The sequence below is a fragment of the Streptomonospora alba genome, from assembly GCF_000826685.1.
Classification (GTDB): Bacteria; Actinomycetota; Actinomycetes; order Streptosporangiales; family Streptosporangiaceae; genus Streptomonospora; species Streptomonospora alba.
This window is the reverse complement of sequence record NZ_JROO01000048.1, coordinates 22,441-41,877: the sequence shown is the minus strand read 5'-3', so window position 1 is coordinate 41,877 and position 19,437 is coordinate 22,441. Positions and strand designations below refer to the sequence as shown.

Here is a 19,437-nt window from a genome sequence, read left to right as displayed (position 1 = left end):
CCGCACGCGCGGGCCTATCCGCCGCCCGGCGCCCCGCCTGCTCAGGCGCCGACCCGCCACAGGGGCTCGCCTTCGACGTGGCTGAGGCGCCACCCGTCCCGGGTGCGCACCGCCTCCATGCGATAGCGCTCGCCGACGACGAACTCCGGGGCGTCGCCCTCGCGGCAGAAGACGGCTATCTGCTGGGCGCTGAGCACGGCGCGGTCTCCGTCGACCTCGATCTGGGGGTTGGTGGTGAGGTGGTGGGTAAGGGCATAGCTGCCGTGGCTGCTCTGCGCCAGGGCCGCCACCGACTCGGCGCCGGTTACAGCACCGGATCCGACGACCACAGCGGCGTCCTCGGTGAAGACCGCGCGCGTCTCGTGGAAGCGCTTCTCGTCCAGCCAGCGGCCGTGCCGGGAGAGCAGGTCGGTGAGCTCGGCGCGGTCGGCCAAGACGCTCATGCGCCGCTGAAGCTCGTGGTCGTCGGTGGCGGGTGTCTCGGTGGCCATGGACGCTCCTCGGAGGAAGTGAATGTTGGTGGGACCAACGACGTATTCTGGAGCGTAGACCATCGTTGGTGGCACCAACAAGAGGTAGGGTCGAAGCATGCCCATGGACGAGGCGCCTCCCCTACGGTTGCGGCGCTTGCCCACCCGCCTGCTCACTCAGACGGCCGCACACGTGCAGCGGCTCGTGGCGCAGGGCCTGGGGGACTTCCGCACCCACCACTACGCGCTTCTGGCCGCCGCGGAGGAGCGCGGGCCGTCGAGCCAGGCCGCGTTGGGCCGTGCCTGCGGCATGGACCGCAGCGACGTGGTGGCCGCGACGAACGATCTCGCGGCCCGCGGGCTCCTGCGCCGCGATCCCGCGCCCGGCGATCGCCGCAGCAACGTCATCACGCTCACCGCCGACGGCGAGAACGCACTGCGGGACCTGGACGAACGGGTGCGCCGACTCCAGGACTCGGTGTTCGCCCCGCTCTCCGAGGACGAGCGCGACCAGTTGACCCGACTCCTGACCCGGGTACTCCGGCACCGCGCCGAAAGCTAGCGCTGCGCCCCCGAAAGGCGGTGTCGGGTGTGCCGTTGGCACCGAGGGTCGCGCTGGTCGGCCACGGGGCGGATGCCGCCGAGCGGCCGGCCCGGCTGCGCCGGCACGAAGGGCGGCGGTGGCGCCCGCTTCCGTTCCAGGCGCCGGTTCCACGGTCAGCCGGTGAAGGCCTCGGGGCCGAAGCGGCCCCAGGCCACGAAGACGGCCAAGGCGAGATAGGCCAGGTCGCCCACGATCGTCTTCCTTTCACCGCGGCGCAGGCGCATGACCACCGCGCCGACGAACAGGAGCGCCGCCCCCGAAGCGGCCAGCGGCACCAGTACCGGCGCGATACCGACCACCGCGGGAAGGATCAGCCCCACCGCTCCCAGGAGTTCAACGACTCCGATGGCCCTGAGGGCGCCGGGGCTGAAGTCTTCGACCCACTCCGACCAGTCCCCCGCCAGGCCGGCCATCCTCTCCTTGGGCACGACCGTCTTGGCGCTGCCGCCCAGCAAGGCGGCTGCAAGCAGTCCGGCGGCGATCCACAGTGCGACGTTCATGCGGTTCCTCCTTATGCGGCGTCGGGTCGGAAAAGGAGACGAGTTGCAGCGGCGATCTGTGACACGGCCGCAGCGGTTCATGCGGGAGGCCGGGGACGCCTTGGGCGGCGGAGGGGCCGGCTGAGCTGCCGTGGAGGCGGCGGGTCGGCGGGTCGGACCGGGGGGATGGGTGCAGGAGGGGCAGAACGCATCGCCGTCCGCCGACCCGCTCGCGGCCGGACCGGACGCATAACGGATGTAATCGGGACCAGGCAGGCGGGCCTGAACGGGCACGGACACGAGAATGCGGACGCCCGCGGATTCGGCGGAATTGTTCCTGGCCTATGTTGCCGAAACGGCCGCGGCGGGCACGGATGTGGCGCTAATCTTGGACATCGGTTCCCTTCCTGTAGGGGCTTTCAAGGGGGGAGCCGCGGCTCGGACGGCTGGTGTGGGGATACCGCCCCGGGCCGCATTTCGGGGGCCGGGTTCGGCGCTTGGGACCGGGGGGCTCAGGCGCCGAACCACCGGCTTCCGGTCATGTCGCAGACCAGGCGGAACCACCCGTGGCGGCGGGTGGGCAGCCGTGTCGCCCCACCTGGTGAGCAGGGACTCGACCAGAGCCGTCCCGCCCTCCCTCGGCGTCGGCCTCCAGGCCGCGGACATCGGGCGACAGGGACGCCCGTTCGCGGCGGTCTTGCTCGATATCGCGACTCGCCGCGACGTGGACGTCCACGTCGCGGCGTTCACTTCCGGGATGCACGCCGATCTCGCGGAATCGTCCGTGGTCGTGACCTTTCCGGCTCAGTCTGACCCCGGCACCGTGTACACCGAAACCACCACCGATTGCCTCTTTGCGCAAGACGCGGCGTCTGTACAGCGGTTCTGGACGCTTCTCGCCACCATGAACTCAGCCTCGATTCGGACACCGCATAACCTGGATTTCATCCGCCGGATCATGGGCCGGAGAATCGGCATGACGACTGAGCCGTTGGCCTTCTCCACGTCCAGTCGCAGCAGTGACCGTGCGGACCGCGTCGACGTAGCCGACCTCCCCGCCGGTGCGGCCCTGCGCGACTCGAAGCGCCCCGCGGCCGGGCACCTCCTCTCCTTCCCGGGCGCCGAGTGGGAAGCCTTCCTCAGCCCCGCCCGCGCCACCCGGTAACCCCTCGACCCGGATGCCGAGCCGGTCGGACTCCGCTGTTGGGAACCGCTCGAAGAGCTCCGGGTTGTGGGCGGTCACCACGGCGCCGCGGAGCGCCGCCGGCCTGCGGCGTGGTCCGCACGCCGGCCGGGCGCGGCGGATGTCGCCCGGGATGACCCGAAGTGCGGGGCTATCGTCGTCGGGGATGCCGCACCAGGGTGTTTGAGGTGGGTACGACACCGGTACGGCCATTGGCGACCGGGCGGACACCCGCGTGCGTCGGCCGCCGGAAGCGGTCGGCGGCGGGGCGGCGGCCGTCCGGACCGTCGGCGGGGGGCCGGCGGTGACGGTGAAGGGAGAGGGCCATGGGGGCACCAGGCGGGGACGCCGACACCGACGCGGAGGCGCGGATCCAGGCCGTGGCCGGACTGGCGCTGGGGGCCTTCGGTGCCGTTTCGCTGTACACGGCCCTTGCGCGCGCCGAGACGGTACTGGCGGTCACCGGGGCGGCGGCCGGAGTGCTTGCGGTGGGATTCGTGGTGACCGCCGCGGTGCGGCTGCGCCGCCTGCATCGGAAGGCGGAGGGGGCCGGGGACGCTGACGAGGACGCCGAGGGCGGGGACGACGGCGGCACCCGGCCGGCGGAGGACGCCGGCGCGTCCGCCCGCGACGGCGCAACCGGCGACACCGGCACGGAATCCTGAGGCCCGACGGAGGCGCTCGACCCCGTTCGCTGCATGGTGCGGGTCCGCTCGGTGGCCTATACCGGGCCGACACCGGGGACGGCGGCCGTGCGCTATACGGCGAAATGCTCCCCGGCGGCCGTTCCGCCCCCGCGAGGGCGGTAAAGTTCCGCACTGTCAGCGGATCCCCTCCCGGTCGGCCGTCAGCGGACCCGTGTATCCGAGCTCGCACTTCGCCCGGTCGGGTGACGTAGCCCACACGGTCTCGGCGCTGATTCTCTGAGCACCCAGAAGCGGGCATGTGCCGATTTCGTGACGTCTGCCGTCCCTGCGTGGGTTACATCCGTTACCGGTGCTTTATGTGAAATTTATGCTTTACTCGCCTGTGGCGCATATGTTCATGCGCCATTGAGCCGCCCGCGCCCTCAGCGTCACCTTGCCGCGTCAGGCCGGGCTGGATGGCCAGTGACCTGCCAAGGGAAAGAAGGTGAGGGCTGATGGGCGACGTGCGGTCCGGCATCAAGCGCAGAGCGCGGCTGCTGGGCGAGGCGCTGGGCCCGCCGAAGTCGCGCGCGGACGGCGGCGGTGCCGCTTCGGCCCCCGCGAACACGTCGGCAGGCTCCAAGCCCGCGAAGAAGTCGTCCGGCGCCGCGGACTCGGGCGTCAAATCCACGCGGCCGCCCAAGCGCACCGTGAACTACGAGTACGGGGTGCCGGTCGTCTCGCGCCAGGTCGACTCGCCGGTCTTCGTGATCAGCCCGGTGCGCTCGGGATCCACGCTGCTGCGGATGCTGCTCAACAGCCACTCCCGCGTGCGCGCTCCCCACGAGCTGCACCTGCGCACCGTCGAGGTGCAGCTGGCCGAGGACTTCTCCGCCAAGTCGATGAAGGAACTCGACCTGGACCGGCTCGAACTCGAACACATGCTGTGGGACCGGATCCTGCACCTGGAGCTGGAGCGCAGCGGCAAGGACGTCATCGTCGACAAGACGCCGGGCAACGTGTGGGCGTGGGAGCGGCTGAGCTACGCCTGGCCGCACGCCAAGTTCATCTTCCTGCTCCGCCACCCCCAGGGCGTCGTGACCTCGCTGGCCAACCGGAAGGGCAACACCGCCACCCGCGAGCAGCTCGCCGCCAACGTGCTGAAGTACGTCGAGCCGCTGGAGCGCGCCCGCGAAACCGTGGAGGGCCACACGGTCCGCTACGAGGACCTCACCGCCGCCCCCGAGGAGACGCTGCGCAAGCTCTGCGTCTACCTGGACGTGGATTGGGAGCCGGGCATGCTCGACTACGGCGAGTTCGACCACGGCAAGCTCGCTCCCAACCTGGGCGACCGCAGCGCCAACATCCGCTCCGGCAAGATCCAGACCCCCGCCGAAACCCACACGTCCGAAGCGCTGTCGCCCGAACTGGCGAAGTACGCGGCGACGTGGGGTTACGACTGACCGAGCGGAACGCGGCGCGAGGCGCTCGCCTACGCCTCGCCGCCCTTGCGGCGGCGGGCGTTGGCGCCCAAGACGGCGCAGGCGGCTGTGATGGCCAGGACGGCGAGGACGACGCCGGGGGCCTGGGCCGCGCCGTCGAGGAAGTAGCCGTTGACGAAGAGCAGGCAGACGACGGCGGCGAGGCCGACCACAGCGGCCTGATCACTGATGCGGCGGGGCGCTGACTTCTCTGACACGGGTGGGGGACCTCCAGGTTCGTCACGACTGTGGTCCAAGTTGTACCCGATGTGCACCGAAGACCCCGTCCGCCCGAATCGCCGGGTCGGTGCCCCACCTCGCGATGCCCGCAGCCAGTGGCGGCCGATCGCCGATCCGGGAACGCGTCCCGGTCGGCCGGCTGCGGTCAAGCCGGCGCCCGCCCACGCGGGTGCGTGTCACCGGCACCCGGTACGTTCAGGCCGTGCTGACTGTGAACCGCCTCGCGGACGCTCTGACCCATCAGACCGACGGAGTCCTCGCTCTCGCTCACGGAGCCGATCTCGACCGGCGGGTGCCCACCTGCCCGGACTGGGACCTGCGTGAGCTGCTGCGCCACATCGGCCGCAGCCACCGGTTCGCTGCGGACACGGTGCGGCGGCGGGTGGCCGGGCCCGGCGAGTCGATCGCCCCCACCGGCATTCCGGCGCCGGACGAGGCGGCGGCGCTGGAGGAGTGGCTCGCCGCCGGTTCCCGGGAGTTGCTGGACACGGTGGACGCCGCCGGGGCGGATCGGCCCGTGTGGAACTTCAGCGGACAGAACCAGCAGGCGTGGTTCTGGCTCCGCCGGATGGCGCACGAGACCGCTGTGCACCGCGCCGACGTCGCTCTGACGCTCGACGCGCCCTACGAGGCCGACGCCGAGCTGGCCGCCGACGGAATCTCGGAATGGCTGGCGCTGCTGACGAGCCCGGGTGCGGCTGCGGGGCGCCCGGAGATGCTCCGGCAGCTGCACGGCCAGGGGCAGACGCTGCACCTGCACGCCACCGACTCACCGGGCCTGGGCGCGGCAGGGGAATGGCTCATCCGGCGCGGGCCGGACGCGGTCGCCTACAGCCACGACCACCGGAAGGCGGACGTGGCCGTACGCGGTGCGGCGGGCGACCTGCTGCTCGCGATCCTCGGCCGGATCACGCCGCCCGACGACCGGATCGAGGTCCTCGGCGACGCCGACCTGTTCGCGCACTGGCAGCGTCACGTCGCGTTCTGACGATCCGTCGCCGTCGGAGGAAGCCTCGCGTCGCGACGATCCTGCGTCTGAAGGGACGCGGCGGCCCGCCCCGGCACCCCGACCGGCACCCCGATCACCGGGTTCGCGAGTATCGCGGCGCCCTCTGCCGGGCAGGACTCCGCCCAACGGGGACAGCACGGTGGGAGGACGGGACCATGGCCGAGTCCGGGGGCAAGGGCGGATCCGATCTGGTGGTGCGGATGGGCAGCGACGAGCTGGTCGTCCGCCGCCGCTATGAGGCGGCGAGCATCGCCAACGACATCCTGATCGCGCTGTGGTTCATCGTCGGCAGCGTCATGTTCTTCTCCTCGGCGTGGCAGGAGGCGGGCACCTGGTGCTTCCTCGCGGGCAGCGCCGAGCTGCTGGTGCGCCCGCTGATCCGCCTCGCGCGCCTGATGCACGTGCGGGGCGTGCGGTCGCGGACCGACGCCCGGTCCGCTTCCGCGGCCCCGCACGAGTCCTCACAGGACTTCTAGAAGCCGGTCCGGCGAGTCGCCCGCCGTTTCCCGCGCCGGGAGCGGACCTGATGAGGCCCTCGATCCTGATACGGGCCGTCGCGCGGGGGCGCCTCTCCGCGGCGGAGAACCCATCCGCCGACGGCGCTCCCGGGAAACGCCTGGTCGCGAAACCGGGGCGGAGACGGCGATGCATCGCCCCTCGGCGAATCCGGCACCGGTGGTTTACACGCGGGTGTGATCTGGTTACCGTATTGGGAGCGCTCCCAAGAGTGACTCAGATCATGACAACCCGAGACCCCCGCCCCAGCGGCCGAAGCACCACCGTGACCAGGACCACTGGGAGCGCTCCCAACCGATCACCGAATCGCATCCCCCACCCGCGACACGGACCCGCCCCCGATCCGAGCCCCCACTCGATCCGCCGTCCCCGCCTCCCGGCGCGGCCTCCGCTCCGAGACCCCGCACCGTCCCACCGCGCACCGAATCCGGCCGGGCCTACCGCCGGCCCATGCGGCTACGCAACGTAGCCGCCTAAGCACCGTACCCACCGCCTGTTCGCACGCCCGTCCGCGGGCGCATCCCCCACGTCCCCGCCGCTCCGGCGGGGTCTTGCAAGGAACTGGAGGTACTTCATCACCATGGGTTCTGGGCTATTGACCCGATGGCCGCTCGCGCGGCTGCTAGCGGGCGGAGCGGCGGCGGGGCTCGTCGCAGCCCTCGCGCCGGCCGCACCCGCCGCGGCGGCGACGGAGTGCTCCGTCGACTACGAGATCACCAACGAGTGGGGCAGCGGCTTCACCGCCGAAGTCACGGTGAACAACGAGGGCGACCCGGTCAGCGACTGGGTCCTCGGCTGGACGTTCCCGGACGGTCAGCAGGTGAGCAACGGCTGGAGCGGGGACTTCAGCCAGGACGGCGACCAGGTCACCGTCACCCACCCCGGATGGCAGCCCGACCTCGGCAGCGGCGAGTCCGTCACGGTCGGATTCCAGGCCACCGCCGACGGCGCCAACGGCGAGCCGCAGGAGTTCACCCTCAACGGCACCGTCTGCGGGGGCGGTGGCGGCGACCCCGAGAACACCCCGCCCGATGTCAGCCTGACCTCCCCTGAGGACGGCGCGACCTTCCTGGCCGGCGAGGACATCGAACTCGCCGCCGAAGCCTCCGACACCGACGGCTCCGTCGAGCAGGTCGTCTTCGAGGCCGACGGAGCCGAGATCGGCACCGACGGATCGGCGCCCTACACCGCCACCTGGTCGGGCGCCGAGACCGGTCCCTATTCGGTGACGGCCACAGCCGTCGACGACGCCGGCGCGGAGACCTCCTCCAGCCCGGTCGCCGTCGAGGTGATCGACGAACCGGAGATCGTGGCCGCACCCTCCGGCGTCAGCGTGCGCCAAGGCGGCGAGGCGACCTTCGACGTCTCCCTGTCGAACGCGCCCGACTCCGCGGTGGACGTGAACGTCGCGCGCAGCGAGGGCAGCGAGGACCTCAGCGTCTCCTCCGGCGGAGAACTGACGTTCACCGCCGACGACTGGGACACCGATCAGGAGGTCACCGTCTCCTCCGCCGACAACGGCGGCTCGCTGGCCTCGGCGGTTTTCACCGCCTCGGGCCAGGGCTACGGATCGGCGACCGTCGAGGTCACCGAGATCGACGCCGCCACCTCCGATTACGAGGCGGCGTTCCTGGAGCAGTACGAGAAGATCAAGGACCCCGCCAGCGGCTACTTCCGCGAGTTCGACGGCGGCCTGGTGCCCTACCACTCGGTCGAGACGCTGATCGTCGAGGCGCCCGACCACGGGCACAACACCACCTCCGAGGCGTTCAGCTACTTCCTGTGGCTGGAAGCCGAGTACGGGCGCGTCACCGGTGAATGGGAGCCCTTCAACGAGGCATGGACGTCGCTGGAGGAGTACATCATCCCCGGCGCCGCCGACCAACCCACCAACGGCTCCTACGACCCGTCGTCGCCGGCGACCTACATCCCCGAGCAGGACACCCCGCAGGGCTACCCCTCGCCGGTGGACGACAGCGTCGAGGTCGGAGAGGACCCGCTGGCCGAGGAGCTGAGCAGCACCTACGGGACCGACGAGGTCTACGGCATGCACTGGCTGCTCGACGTCGACAACACCTACGGCTACGGCTTCTGCGGCGACGGCACCGACGACGCGCCCGCCTACATCAACACCTTCCAGCGCGGGTCGCAGGAGTCGGTGTGGGAGACGGTGCCCCACCCGTCCTGCGAAACCATGGACCACGGCGGTGAGAACGGGTTCCTCGACCTGTACACCGACGACGACTCCTACGCCGAGCAGTGGCGCTACACCAACGCGCCCGACGCCGACGCCCGCGCGGTGCAGGTGGCCTACTTCGCCGACAAGTGGGCCGAGGACCAGGGCAACGGCGGCGCCGTCGACGACGTCGTCGCCGACGCCACCAAGATGGGCGACTACCTGCGCTACGCCATGTTCGACAAGTACTTCAAGGAGGTCGGCGACTGCGTCGGCGCCCAGGAGTGCGCGGCCGGGCAGGGCAAGAACAGCGCCCACTACCTGATGTCCTGGTACTACGCCTGGGGCGGCGCGATGGAGTCCGCGGAGTACCCGTGGGCCTGGCGCATCGGCGGCAGCTCGGCCCACCAGGGCTACCAGAACCCGATGGCGGCCTACGCGCTGTCGCAGACCTCGGAGATGCAGCCGGAGTCGCCCACGGGCGCCGACGACTGGGGCACCAGCATGGAGCGCCAGCTGGAGTTCATGGAGTGGCTCCAGTCCTCCGAGGGCGGCATCGCCGGCGGCGCGACCAACAGCTGGGCGGGCAGCTACGACCAGCCCCCGTCCGACGTGCAGCAGTCGCAGTTCTACGGCATGTACTACGACTGGCAGCCGGTCTGGCACGACCCGCCGTCCAACAACTGGTTCGGCTTCCAGGTGTGGGGCATGGAGCGCGTCGCCCAGCTCTACCACGAGACCGGCAACGAGCGCGCCGAGGAGATCCTGGCGGACTGGGTGCCCTGGGCCATCGAGAACACCCGGCTGAACGGCGACGGCGACTTCGCGGTCCCGGCCGACATGAGCTGGTCCGGCCAGCCCGACACCTGGGACGGGTCCTCCACGGGCAACCCGGACCTGCACGTCGAGGTCGACTCGCACGGCCAGGACGTGGGTGTGGCGGCCGCTCTGGCCAAGACGCTGCTGTACTACGCGGCGGGCTCGGGCGACACCGACGCCCGCACCACGGGCGAGGACCTGCTGGACCACCTGATCGCCAACGAGGACGACCTCGGCATCGCCGTCGAGGAGAGCCGCGGCGACTACGACCGGTTCGGCGACGAGGTCTACGTCCCCGAGGGCTTCTCCGGGACCATGCCCAACGGCGACCCGGTCGAGCCGGGCTCGACCTTCACCTCCATCCGCTCCTTCTACCGGGACGACCCGCAGTGGGACAAGGTCCAGAACTACCTGGACGACCCCGACGGCGAGGCTCCCACGTTCACCTATCACCGGTTCTGGGCGCAGGCGGAGATCGCGACGGCCTTCGCCGCCCACGACAACCTGTTCGGCTGAGCCGGGCGGGCGGGTGCCGCACCGGTCCGGCCGCGGCGGCACCCGCCCCTCCCCAGGGCGAAGCGATCGAACGAGGACGAGGAGGCGAGCGATGCCGACACACTCGACGGCGGCCGCGCGAGCCGCCTCGGGCGCCCCCGCGGCGCCGCACTCCCAGACATCCGGATCGGCCGGGCCTCGTGTTCGGCGTCGCTACGGCGGCGGAGCATTGAAGGCCGGTCCGGATCGGCCGCCGGAAGCCGAGCTTCCGACGGCCTCCGTGCCGGGACCCGCACGCGGGTCCCGGTGCACCGCCCTCCCCATCCCCATGGGGCCCGCAGCGCCGGAATCCTCCGGTCGGCGGGTCGAAAACAAGGAGGACCAATGAGAGCAGAGCCCCAGAGCGGGCGCGCCCGATGGAGGTCGGGCAAAGCCGTAGCGGGCATGTCCGCACTCGCCTTGGGTGCGGCAGCGCTCGGTGTGGCAGTCCCCGCCTACGCGGCCGAGGGCTGCGAGGTGGAGTACACGGTGGTCAACGAGTGGAACTCGGGTTTCACGGCCAACGTATCCGTTACCAACCTCGGCGACCCCGTCGACGGCTGGGAGCTGGAGTGGGACTTCCCCGGCGACCAGCAGGTCACCAACGGCTGGAACGCCGATCTCAGCCAGTCGGGCCAGCACGTCACGGCATCGGGCTCGGGGTGGAACGGTTCCATCGGCACCGACGGCACCGCTGAGTTCGGGTTCAACGGCAGCGGTGGCGGCGATGCACCCGGGGAGTTCAGCCTCAACGGGGTCACCTGTGACGGCGGCACCGGCGACCCGGACCCCGACCCGGAGCCCACCCCGGATCCCACGGAGGACCCGGACCCGGACCCGGATCCCGATCCGGAACCGGGTGAGCGCGTCGACAACCCATACGAGGGTGCCGACCTGTACGTGAACCCGGTGTGGTCCGAGAAGGCGGCCGACGAGCCCGGCGGCGACGCGATCGCCGACGAGCCCACGGCCCTGTGGCTGGACCGGATCGGCGCGATCGAGGGCAACGACAGCCCGACCACCGGCGACATGGGCCTGCGGGACCACCTCGACGAGGCCGTCGCCCAGGCCGGCGACCGGCCGGTGAACATCCAGGTCGTCGTCTACAACCTCCCGGGCCGCGACTGCGCCGCACTGGCCTCCAACGGCGAGCTCGGCCAGGAGGAGATCGGCCGCTACAAGACGGAGTACATCGACGTCATCGCCGACATCATGGACGATGAGGAGTACTCCGACCTGAGGATCTCCACCATCATCGAGCCGGACTCGCTGCCGAACCTCGTCACCAACGTGGGCAGCCGCGACACGGCCACCGAGAACTGCGACACGATGCTGGAGAACGGCAACTACGTCGAGGGCGTCGCCTACGCGCTGAGCGAGCTGGGCGACATCCCCAACGTGTACAACTACGTCGACGCCGGTCACCACGGCTGGATCGGCTGGGACACCAACCTCGGCCCGTCCGTCGAGGTGTTCATGGAGGCCGCCACCACCGGCGGCGCCACCGTCGACGACGTCCACGGCTTCGCCGTCAACACCGCCAACTACTCGGCGCTGACGGAGCCGCACTTCGACGTGGACGACACGGTCAACGGCCAGCAGGTGCGCCAGTCCGACTGGGTCGACTGGAACCAGTACGTGGACGAGCAGACGTTCGCCCAGGCGCTGCGCCAGGAGGCCGTGTCTCAGGGCTTCAACTCCGACATCGGCATGCTGATCGACACCTCGCGCAACGGCTGGGGCGGCCCCGAGCGGCCCACCGAGCCGAGCTCGTCGAACGACCTGAACACCTTCATCGAGGACAGCCGCGTCGACCGGCGCTTCAACCCCGGCAACTGGTGCAACCAGGCCGGCGCCGGACTGGGCGAGCGTCCGACGGTCGCTCCCGCCTCCGGTATCGACGCCTACTCCTGGATCAAGCCGCCCGGCGAGTCCGACGGCTCCAGCGAGCTGATCGACAACGACGAAGGCAAGGGCTTCGACGAGATGTGCGACCCCGACTACGAGGGCAACGTGCGCAACGGCAACAGCCCCTCGGGGGCGCTGCCGAACGCGCCGATCGCCGGCCACTGGTTCTCCGCGCAGTTCCAGGAGCTGCTGGCCAACGCCCACCCGTCGGTGTAACGAGAGGATGATGCACAACAGCTAGACCGCTCACTGCTCGCACAGCAGTCTGTGCCCCCGGGTCGGTGCCAGCCCGGGGGCACAGTGCTGTCCGGCTGCTGCGCTGCGCCGCGCTAGCGGGTGGTGACGGCCCCGCAGGAGAAGCGCGGCGTGCGCTCGGCGGCTAGAGGGAAGGCGGACCGCCCCGCACCGACCGGATGGCGCTCAGCCCCGTTGGGGCCAGGCGGTGGGCGCCCCCTCGGCGTAGGCCGCGCGGCGGTCCGCCTCGGGGGCGGCGTGGCGCTGCTGGTGCTGGTAGAAGTCGTCGGCGTCGGGACCGATACCGCCGGGAGCCCCCCGCTGCTGCGGCGGCGGCTGCTGCGGCTGCTGGGCGTGCCGCGCACCCTGGGTGCCCTGCGTACCCTGCGTACCTTCGGTGGAGAGGCCGTTGCGGGCCGCGGCGTCGGCGGTGTACTCGCTGAGCCGCGCGATCTCCTGGGAGAAGGCGTCGCTGGCCGCCTGCATCTGCACCTGCACCGCCCGGCAGAACGTCTGGATCCAGGCGACGCGGCGCTCCATCTCCTCCAGATCGGCGTCGTAGGAAGGCCCCGCGCTCTTGCGGTAGCCGCGCGCGGCCTCCTCGGCGGCCGCGCCCGCCTGGTCGCGGGCCTCGACCAGGATGTCCTCGGCCTGCTGGCGGGCCTGCTCGGTGAGTTGGCGGCAGTAGTCCTGAGCCTGGGCGACGTAGGCGTCGGCCTGCTGCTGAGCAGCCGACAGCAGGTTGACGGCGTCGGCCGGCGGCCCCTCGGCGTCGGCGGGTGAGGCGTTCTGCTCGCGGTAGCGCCTGCGCAGGCGGTCGATCTCGGCGCGCAGGCTGGCCTTCTCGGCGTCGCTGGCGGCGATGTCCTCGGCGACGCGACCCATGAACCGCCGCACCTCTTCCTCACTGAATCCACGCCGCCCGATCGGGGTCCGCGAGAACTCCTGTGCACGGACGCGCTCTGGACTCAGCCGTCGATGGGACCCGTTGGTCGATCCCGTGTCCTCGCGTGCGGTCACGGATTTCCTCCGCTCGTGCTGGTGGTGTCGAAGTCCTCGTAACGGATGCGCTCCGCTGGGATGCCCGCCGCAGCGAGGCGCTGCAGGGAGCCGTTGACCATCTCGGGCGAGCCGCACACATAGACGTCCTCCTGCGACCAGGGCCCGTAGCGCAGCGCGACGTCCACGGCGTCACCCGCCTCGGCCCCCGGTCGTGCCGGTTCGCGCGAGACGCACGGCACCACGCGCAACCACGGGCACTCGCCGGCCATCTCGTGCAGCGCCGGGTAGTCGTAGTGATCCCGAGCGTAGGGGGCGCCGACGAACAGGTGCGCCCGGCGCTGGGGGCCGCCTTGGGCCACCTGGGCGCGCATGGACTCCAGCATGGCCTTGAACGGGGCCAGGCCGGTGCCGCCGGCCACCATGAGCACGTCGCGGCCGCCGGTGAGGGTGAGACGATCGCCCACCGGTGCGCCCAATCGCAGCGTGTCGCCCGCCGCCACGCCCTGGACCAGGGCGGTGCTCAGCGGGCCGCCGCCCACGAGGCGGACGTGGAAGTCGATGGTGCCGTTGCGGCGCGGCGCGTTGGCGGGGGTGAAGTACCGCCACACGTTGGGCCGCAGGCGCGACTCCACCGCCAGGCTCTGGCCGGGCGTGTAGTCCAGCTGGTACTCCGGCTGCACGCACAGGGCCGCGATGTCGGCGGTGCGGCGCTCGTGCCAGACGACACGCGCGTCCCACCACGGTGGGGTCGTGGTGGCGGCCTCGTCGGCGGCCTCGGTCATCACCTTGGCCACCAGGCCGTAAGCCTCTTCCCAGTCCTCCGCCAGCTCGGGCGTCCATTCCGGGCCCAGGAAGTGCGACAGCGTGTGCAGCAACGCCTGGCCGACGGCCGGGTAGTGCTCGGCCACCACGGCGAACTTGCGGTGGTCGCGTCCGAGCTGCTGCAGGAACGGCACCAGCTCGTCGACCCGGTCGACGTCGGAGACGATCCTCCCCAGCGCTCCCACCAGGCGGTCGCGCTGGCCCGACATGCTCACGGGGAACAGCCGGCGGGTCTCGGGATGGGTCAGGAACAGTGTGGAGTAGAAGAACAGCGGCACTTCGTCGCCGTAGGCCGCGACCTTCTTCCAGCTGTCCTTCAGCCGCGTGACATCCACGTATCAGATCCTTACGGAGTGCACCCGGCGACCGGCGTGTCCGGTTCGGGCACGCGCCGGCGGGACTCGGGGCATGTTGCAGAAGTGGTCAGCGCACCTGCGCCGACCGGCACCGCATGCCGTGGCGGCGCGCGGGTCCGCGGGCGCGGAACGGCGCGGTGCCCGGCCGTGGTGCGCTCGGGCCTCCGCAGGGCGGCACCGCAGTGGTGGAGGGCCGCCGCTGGGAGTGTCCATACTGGGCGCGGCTCAGTCGGCCGCGGCAGAGGGCGTCTTGCTCGATCCTCCGACGATGTCGTGGGACAGGGGCGCGACGACCCCGATGATCTCGTCGACGGTGTCGGCGGGCACACCGGCACCCTTCAGCGACGCGACGAGGTGATCGGCGACCAGGTCGAAGTGGTGCTGCTCGATACCGCGACCGCGGTGGACCTCGTCCATGGCGCCGCCGTCGTAGACGTTCGGGCCCCCGAGTGCGGCGCTGAAGAACTCGACCTGGCGGCCCTTGAGCTTGGCCAGGTTGGATCCGGTGAAGAAACCTTCCAACTGCGGGTCGTCCATAATGCGCACGTACAGGTCGTCGACCACGGCGGCAATCGCCTCGTGGCCGCCGATGCGCTCGTAGATGCTGACGGAATCGTTCGTCACGATGGGCACCTCAAAGGAGTAAGGGGAGGGAAGGAGATGCGCGAGAGAACTCGGTGAGGAAGACTACAGAGGCCGTTACCGAATCGTCAAAGCATGTCCCGATTGTGGGTGTTTTCCGTGCTCATAGCGGACTTCCGCACCCTCGCGCGGGTGCACGCGCGCAGGATAATCGGCATTGACTTCCGGTGCTTCGTCCCGATTCGGGACCTCGGACCGATTGGCCGATGCCGTCGGCCGCTGGACATCCGCGCTGCCACCTGCAAGAGCGCTCACGCGGTTCTTCGCAGGAGAATACGGTCACGGAATGCATTCAACGCATACCATACCTTGATCACCGTTCGTATTTTTACCGAAAGTATCGGGTATTCACCCTCAGCGCCACGCGCTTTCAGCCGGTTTGCCGCGAACATCCGATTTCCGTGGTCCGGAGAACCGCGGGGATAAGCGCTGCGGAGCCCCGGCCTCGACGGATCCGCCTGCCCGCCGGACGCGTCCCGGCGGTCCACACGCAGGACACGCGGTCGCCCTCCGTGATGCAGCGGCGACACCGCAAGTGCCTCCACTGATCAGCGACCGCCACACACGGTGACTGCCGCCCCCACCTCAATCCGGCGGGGGACGCCCGTCGGCGTGATGGCCGAGGAAACCGGGACCGGCCAGGCCGAGGCGGGCGGTCTCGCTGCGATACAGACCGACCAGCTCGGCGGTCGGGACGGGCCGGCGGCAGGCGTCGGCGATGCCGCCCTGCGCGTGGGCCGACCACAGGCACGGCTCCACCACGATTCCGTGGGACGGCGCCACACCGACGACCTCCTCGCGCCAGCCGGGCCAGCGCAGGCCGCGGTAGAAGTGCTCCAGCCCGCCCCCCAGCACCCACGACAGCCACGCGCCGTGGCCGACCTCCAGCGGCTCCCACTCCAGCGTGTCGGGGCCGAAATAGGCGATCTCACCGGGGTCGCCGGGACGGCCCAGGCCCTCGGCCTCGGGGCCGTTGATCGCGAACACGCCGCCGAGCACGTCGTGCGCCACGACGAGGCCGCCCTCGGGCCGCCAGCCGGGTTCGGGATCGGCGGGGAAGCCGTTGACACGCGCCAGGCTGGGCAGGGCGTCGTGGGCGTCGGGACCCGCTCCGCCGAAGATCCGCACCCATCCGGAGTCCACCAGCAGCCCGCCGGAGTGCAGCGCGACGGCTCCAAGGGCGGAGCGGACGGTGAGCTGCAGCTGCAGCAGGCACGAGCGCCCGCGGCGGGGCCGTTCGGCGGGCAGCACGCGAACGGGCACGCCGCTGCGCGCGAACTCCTCCTGCAGCGCGGGCCAGGCGGACTCGTCGACGTCGACGAGCTCACTGAGGGCTCGCATGCCCCCATGATCCCATCGCGACGCCCGCCGCGGCAGGGGGTGAACACGGTGAATTCAGGGGGTGGCCTGCACAGACGCGCGAGAGCGCTCCCCGGTCGTGCGCTCTGGGGGACGCGCGGGCGCAGGGGGACGGCGGCCGGATCGGCGCGGGCGGTGCCGTGGGGCCCCGATACGCCGGGCGCCGGGCGCCGCGGAGGCCGACCGCCGCGAGATTCGGGAGGTTCGCGGAGTTATCAACGGCCCTACACGGGCACGTGTTTCCACTAACAAAAACCCAAAAAGAGCATACTTCGTAGTGAAGTGTCCGAATTGAGGCCCGTGGCCTAGGGCGGACGGACGGACGCAACCTTCGTCGACAGGGTGTTCGGAAGGCGGATCGCGGTACGTACGGCGAGCCTGAAGACCACCGTTTACCGCCGTTCATCGGATTCCACCCCGAACGGTGCGTCCGAATCGACGCGCGGGCTGTGGACACGCCCCGCCCGCCCGCCGCTGATATGCCATGATCTCAGTCGGACGCACGCGAGGACCGGCGCCGACAGGCCGGTGCGATGCGTGCCGGCCCCCCGTCCGCACTGGTCACACGGCGCGGGAACGACGGCGCCCACCGGCGGCCAGGTGAAAGGAAAATCCGATGCTCCAGAATCTCAGCCGCAGGCTCGGGCTCGATACGAACCCGTTCATCTTTTCGATTTCCGCGGGTTTGACGGTGGTGTTCGTCGTCGCGTCGATCGTGTTCACCGACACCATCGACGCCCTGTTCGGCGGCGCGTCGGCGTGGATCCTCACCAATCTCGGCTGGTTCTACATCCTGGGCGTCACGACGTTTCTCATCTTCCTCGTCGCGCTGGGCCTTACCCGGTACGGCCGCGTGCGGCTGGGCGCCAGCGACGAACAGCCCGAATACAGCACCCTGTCGTGGTTCGCCATGCTGTTCGCGGCGGGCATCGGCACCATCCTGATGTTCTGGGGCGTCGCCGAGCCCATCAGCCACTTCGCCAACCCGCCGCAGGGCAACGCCGATCCGCAGTCGGTCGCGGCCGCCGAGCAGGCCATGGGCTACACGCTGTACCACTTCGGTCTGCACACCTGGACGATCTTCTGCCTGCCCGCGCTGGCGTTCGCCTACTTCATCTACAAGCGCGGGCTGCCGGTGCGGGTGAGTTCCATCTTCCACCCCTTCCTCGGCGACCAGATCAACGGCCCGATCGGGCGGATCATCGACATCACGGCGGTCATGGGCACCCTGTTCGGCGTCGCGGTATCGCTGGGCCTGGGCACCCTGCAGATCAACAGCGGACTGTCCGCCCTCTTCGGCACGGCGGAGTCCAAGACCATGCAGGTGATCATCATCGGGGTGATCACCGCCGTCGCCGTCACGTCGGTGTCCCTCGGCCTCGACCGGGGCGTGCGGCGGCTGTCCAACGTCAACATCCTGCTGGCGGTCGGACTGCTGCTGTTCATCATCGCCACCGGGGCGCCGCTGTTCCTGATCCGGGGCGTCATCGAGAGCGTCGGCATCTACGCCAGCTGGCTGGTCCCGCTGTCGTTCTGGAACGACACCTTCGGCCACAGCGGCTGGCAGGGCGACTGGACCGTCTTCTACTGGGCGTGGACGATCACCTGGTCGCCGTTCGTGGGCATCTTCATCGCGCGCATCTCCAAAGGACGCACACTGCGCCAGTTCGTCTTCGGCGTGCTCGGTCTGCCCACGGCCTTCACCATCATCTGGTTCAGCGTCTTCGGACTCTCGGCCTTCGACATCCAGATGAACGGCCCCGGCGGGCTGGTGCGCGAGGTGGTCGATCAGGGGGACATCCCCGGCGCGCTCTTCGCGTTCCTGGAGAACTACCCGCTGACCACGCTGATCTCCGGCCTGGCCGTGGTGATCGTGGCGATCTTCTTCACGACGTCCTCGGACTCCGCTTCGCTGGTGATCGACATGCTCTGCTCGGGAACCGAGAAGGCCGGTCCCGTCCGCCAGCGGGTGTTCTGGGCCGTGACCGAGGGCGTCGTGGCGGCCACCCTGCTCGCGGCCACCGGCCAGGGCGGGCTGGACGCACTCACCACGGTCATCATCGTGGTCGGCCTGCCGTTCTTCGTGATGGGCTTTCTGATGATGATCGCGCTGATGCAGGCGCTGGCCAAGGACTGCCGACAGCCCCGCAGTCCGGAGATCACGGCCTGACGCTCGGCCGGCGCGGCGACTCCGGCCCTCGACCGGTGGAAGGTCGCGAGGACACCGCGGGAGCGCGCATGCGGGCGGCGTACGGGGGCGCGGGTGCGTGCGGGGGCGGCCGCCCGGGACGGTCGTCAGGACATCGAGTGCTGCGGCGCGCCCACGCCGGCGGGGGCGCGTACCGCGGTGGTGAAGTCGGCCCAGGTGATCATGGGGCCGGAGTACTCGGCGCCGTCCGGCTCGCAGCCGGTGTCGAAGATGCTGGTGTAGCCGCGCTCGGCGTAGCCGGGCCCGCCGGTGGCCGGCAGCCGGCCCCACTCCTTGGTCAGAGCGGCGGCGATGAAGAGCCCTCGACCGTCGGGGCGGTCGAAGTCGGGCGAAACCACGCGGGCCGCGGTGCGCGGGGCGTCGCTGCGGGGGCCCTCGTCGTGCACCTCCAGGTGCAGTGCGCCCGAGACCAGGCCGACGAGACTGATGAACACGGTGCCGCCGGGCTCGCCGGAGGCGCTGTGCCGGAGGGCGTTGCCGAAGAACTCGCTGACCACGAGTTCGACCGCGTCGGCGACGTCGGGAAACGGGCGCATGCGCGTGCGGGCCCAGAGCCGGGCCTCGCGGCACTCGCCAGGCGCACCGAGGAAAGTGCGGAACGCCTGCAGCGTATAGATTCCGACGTCGTCGTCCACTCCGTCGCACTGGGCCATATCGGGCCACCGCCTTAGGGTGCTTGTCGATCCCCGGGCAGGGAGGCGCCGACTGCCCGTTCGGGCCACCGGAACCGTCGCACCCGATAAGCCGGGAACGGATCCGCGCTTACTC

17 protein-coding genes are annotated in these 19,437 nt (G+C 70.7%); 9 read left to right on the top strand and 8 right to left on the bottom strand.

The window, feature by feature from the left end:
* Positions 1 to 41 precede the first annotated feature (41 nt).
* On the bottom strand, positions 42 to 491 hold the full coding sequence (locus tag LP52_RS22945; protein WP_052810181.1) for a nuclear transport factor 2 family protein: 450 nt from the start codon (positions 489 to 491) through the stop codon (positions 42 to 44).
* A 97-nt stretch (positions 492 to 588) separates the two neighbouring features.
* Between LP52_RS22945 and LP52_RS22940 the strand changes: the two genes are divergently transcribed.
* The gene (locus tag LP52_RS22940; RefSeq protein ID WP_040276464.1) at positions 589 to 1,032 is read left to right on the top strand and encodes a MarR family winged helix-turn-helix transcriptional regulator; all 444 of its coding nucleotides are present in this window, start codon (positions 589 to 591) and stop codon (positions 1,030 to 1,032) included.
* A 155-nt stretch (positions 1,033 to 1,187) separates the two neighbouring features.
* Here the strand turns inward: LP52_RS22940 and LP52_RS22935 are convergent, their stop codons facing one another.
* On the bottom strand, positions 1,188 to 1,574 hold the full coding sequence (locus LP52_RS22935) for a DoxX family protein (protein ID WP_040276463.1): 387 nt from the start codon (positions 1,572 to 1,574) through the stop codon (positions 1,188 to 1,190).
* Between the two features lie 283 nt (positions 1,575 to 1,857).
* On the opposite strand from LP52_RS22935, the gene LP52_RS28800 reads away from it, so the two are divergent.
* The 3 genes from LP52_RS28800 (at position 1,858) to LP52_RS22915 (ending at position 4,825) form a co-directional block, all read left to right on the top strand.
* Positions 1,858 to 2,718, top strand: coding sequence for a DUF397 domain-containing protein (locus LP52_RS28800; RefSeq protein ID WP_338011657.1), 861 nt, complete (start codon positions 1,858 to 1,860; stop codon positions 2,716 to 2,718).
* Between the two features lie 344 nt (positions 2,719 to 3,062).
* Entirely contained in the window at positions 3,063 to 3,401 is a 339-nt protein-coding gene (locus LP52_RS22920) for a hypothetical protein (protein ID WP_040276462.1), read from the top strand.
* 476 nt (positions 3,402 to 3,877) lie between these two features.
* Complete coding sequence (locus LP52_RS22915) at positions 3,878 to 4,825, top strand: sulfotransferase family protein (protein WP_040276461.1); 948 nt, start codon at positions 3,878 to 3,880, stop codon at positions 4,823 to 4,825.
* A 29-nt stretch (positions 4,826 to 4,854) separates the two neighbouring features.
* Here LP52_RS22915 and LP52_RS27505 read toward each other — a convergent pair whose 3' ends face one another.
* Complete coding sequence (locus LP52_RS27505; RefSeq protein WP_157036445.1) at positions 4,855 to 5,061, bottom strand: hypothetical protein; 207 nt, start codon at positions 5,059 to 5,061, stop codon at positions 4,855 to 4,857.
* A gap of 224 nt (positions 5,062 to 5,285) precedes the next feature.
* Between LP52_RS27505 and LP52_RS22910 the strand changes: the two genes are divergently transcribed.
* The 4 genes from LP52_RS22910 to LP52_RS22895 all read left to right on the top strand — a co-directional run bounded on the left by LP52_RS22910 (position 5,286) and on the right by LP52_RS22895 (position 12,261).
* Positions 5,286 to 6,071 (top strand): maleylpyruvate isomerase family mycothiol-dependent enzyme, encoded by a 786-nt coding sequence (locus LP52_RS22910; RefSeq protein ID WP_040276490.1) that lies wholly within the window; start codon positions 5,286 to 5,288, stop codon positions 6,069 to 6,071.
* A gap of 176 nt (positions 6,072 to 6,247) precedes the next feature.
* Positions 6,248 to 6,568: a YrhK family protein gene (locus LP52_RS22905; protein ID WP_040276460.1), complete on the top strand. Its 321-nt coding sequence runs from the start codon at positions 6,248 to 6,250 to the stop codon at positions 6,566 to 6,568.
* 620 nt (positions 6,569 to 7,188) lie between these two features.
* A complete protein-coding gene (locus LP52_RS22900) occupies positions 7,189 to 10,119 on the top strand; it encodes a glycoside hydrolase family 48 protein (RefSeq protein WP_040276459.1) in 2,931 nt (976 codons plus the stop codon).
* A gap of 363 nt (positions 10,120 to 10,482) precedes the next feature.
* Entirely contained in the window at positions 10,483 to 12,261 is a 1,779-nt protein-coding gene (locus LP52_RS22895) for a glycoside hydrolase family 6 protein (RefSeq protein ID WP_040276458.1), read from the top strand.
* A gap of 204 nt (positions 12,262 to 12,465) precedes the next feature.
* Here LP52_RS22895 and LP52_RS25925 read toward each other — a convergent pair whose 3' ends face one another.
* The 4 genes from LP52_RS25925 to LP52_RS22875 all read right to left on the bottom strand — a co-directional run bounded on the left by LP52_RS25925 (position 12,466) and on the right by LP52_RS22875 (position 16,442).
* Positions 12,466 to 13,299: a DivIVA domain-containing protein gene (locus tag LP52_RS25925; protein WP_169775398.1), complete on the bottom strand. Its 834-nt coding sequence runs from the start codon at positions 13,297 to 13,299 to the stop codon at positions 12,466 to 12,468.
* Positions 13,296 to 14,438 carry a globin domain-containing protein gene (locus LP52_RS22885; protein ID WP_040276457.1) on the bottom strand — a complete coding sequence of 381 codons (1,143 nt, stop codon included), beginning with the start codon at positions 14,436 to 14,438 and terminating at the stop codon, positions 13,296 to 13,298. The genes LP52_RS25925 and LP52_RS22885 overlap by 4 nt, the downstream gene beginning before the upstream one ends.
* Positions 14,439 to 14,684: 246 nt before the next feature.
* The gene (locus LP52_RS22880) at positions 14,685 to 15,083 is read right to left on the bottom strand and encodes a group I truncated hemoglobin (RefSeq protein ID WP_238581059.1); all 399 of its coding nucleotides are present in this window, start codon (positions 15,081 to 15,083) and stop codon (positions 14,685 to 14,687) included.
* 603 nt (positions 15,084 to 15,686) lie between these two features.
* Complete coding sequence (locus tag LP52_RS22875) at positions 15,687 to 16,442, bottom strand: DUF2625 family protein (protein ID WP_040276455.1); 756 nt, start codon at positions 16,440 to 16,442, stop codon at positions 15,687 to 15,689.
* A gap of 634 nt (positions 16,443 to 17,076) precedes the next feature.
* Between LP52_RS22875 and LP52_RS22870 the strand changes: the two genes are divergently transcribed.
* Positions 17,077 to 18,630: a BCCT family transporter gene (locus LP52_RS22870; RefSeq protein WP_052810178.1), complete on the top strand. Its 1,554-nt coding sequence runs from the start codon at positions 17,077 to 17,079 to the stop codon at positions 18,628 to 18,630.
* 125 nt (positions 18,631 to 18,755) lie between these two features.
* Here the strand turns inward: LP52_RS22870 and LP52_RS22865 are convergent, their stop codons facing one another.
* On the bottom strand, positions 18,756 to 19,322 hold the full coding sequence (locus LP52_RS22865; RefSeq protein ID WP_052810177.1) for an ATP-binding protein: 567 nt from the start codon (positions 19,320 to 19,322) through the stop codon (positions 18,756 to 18,758).
* Between the last annotated feature and the right edge of the window lie 115 nt (positions 19,323 to 19,437).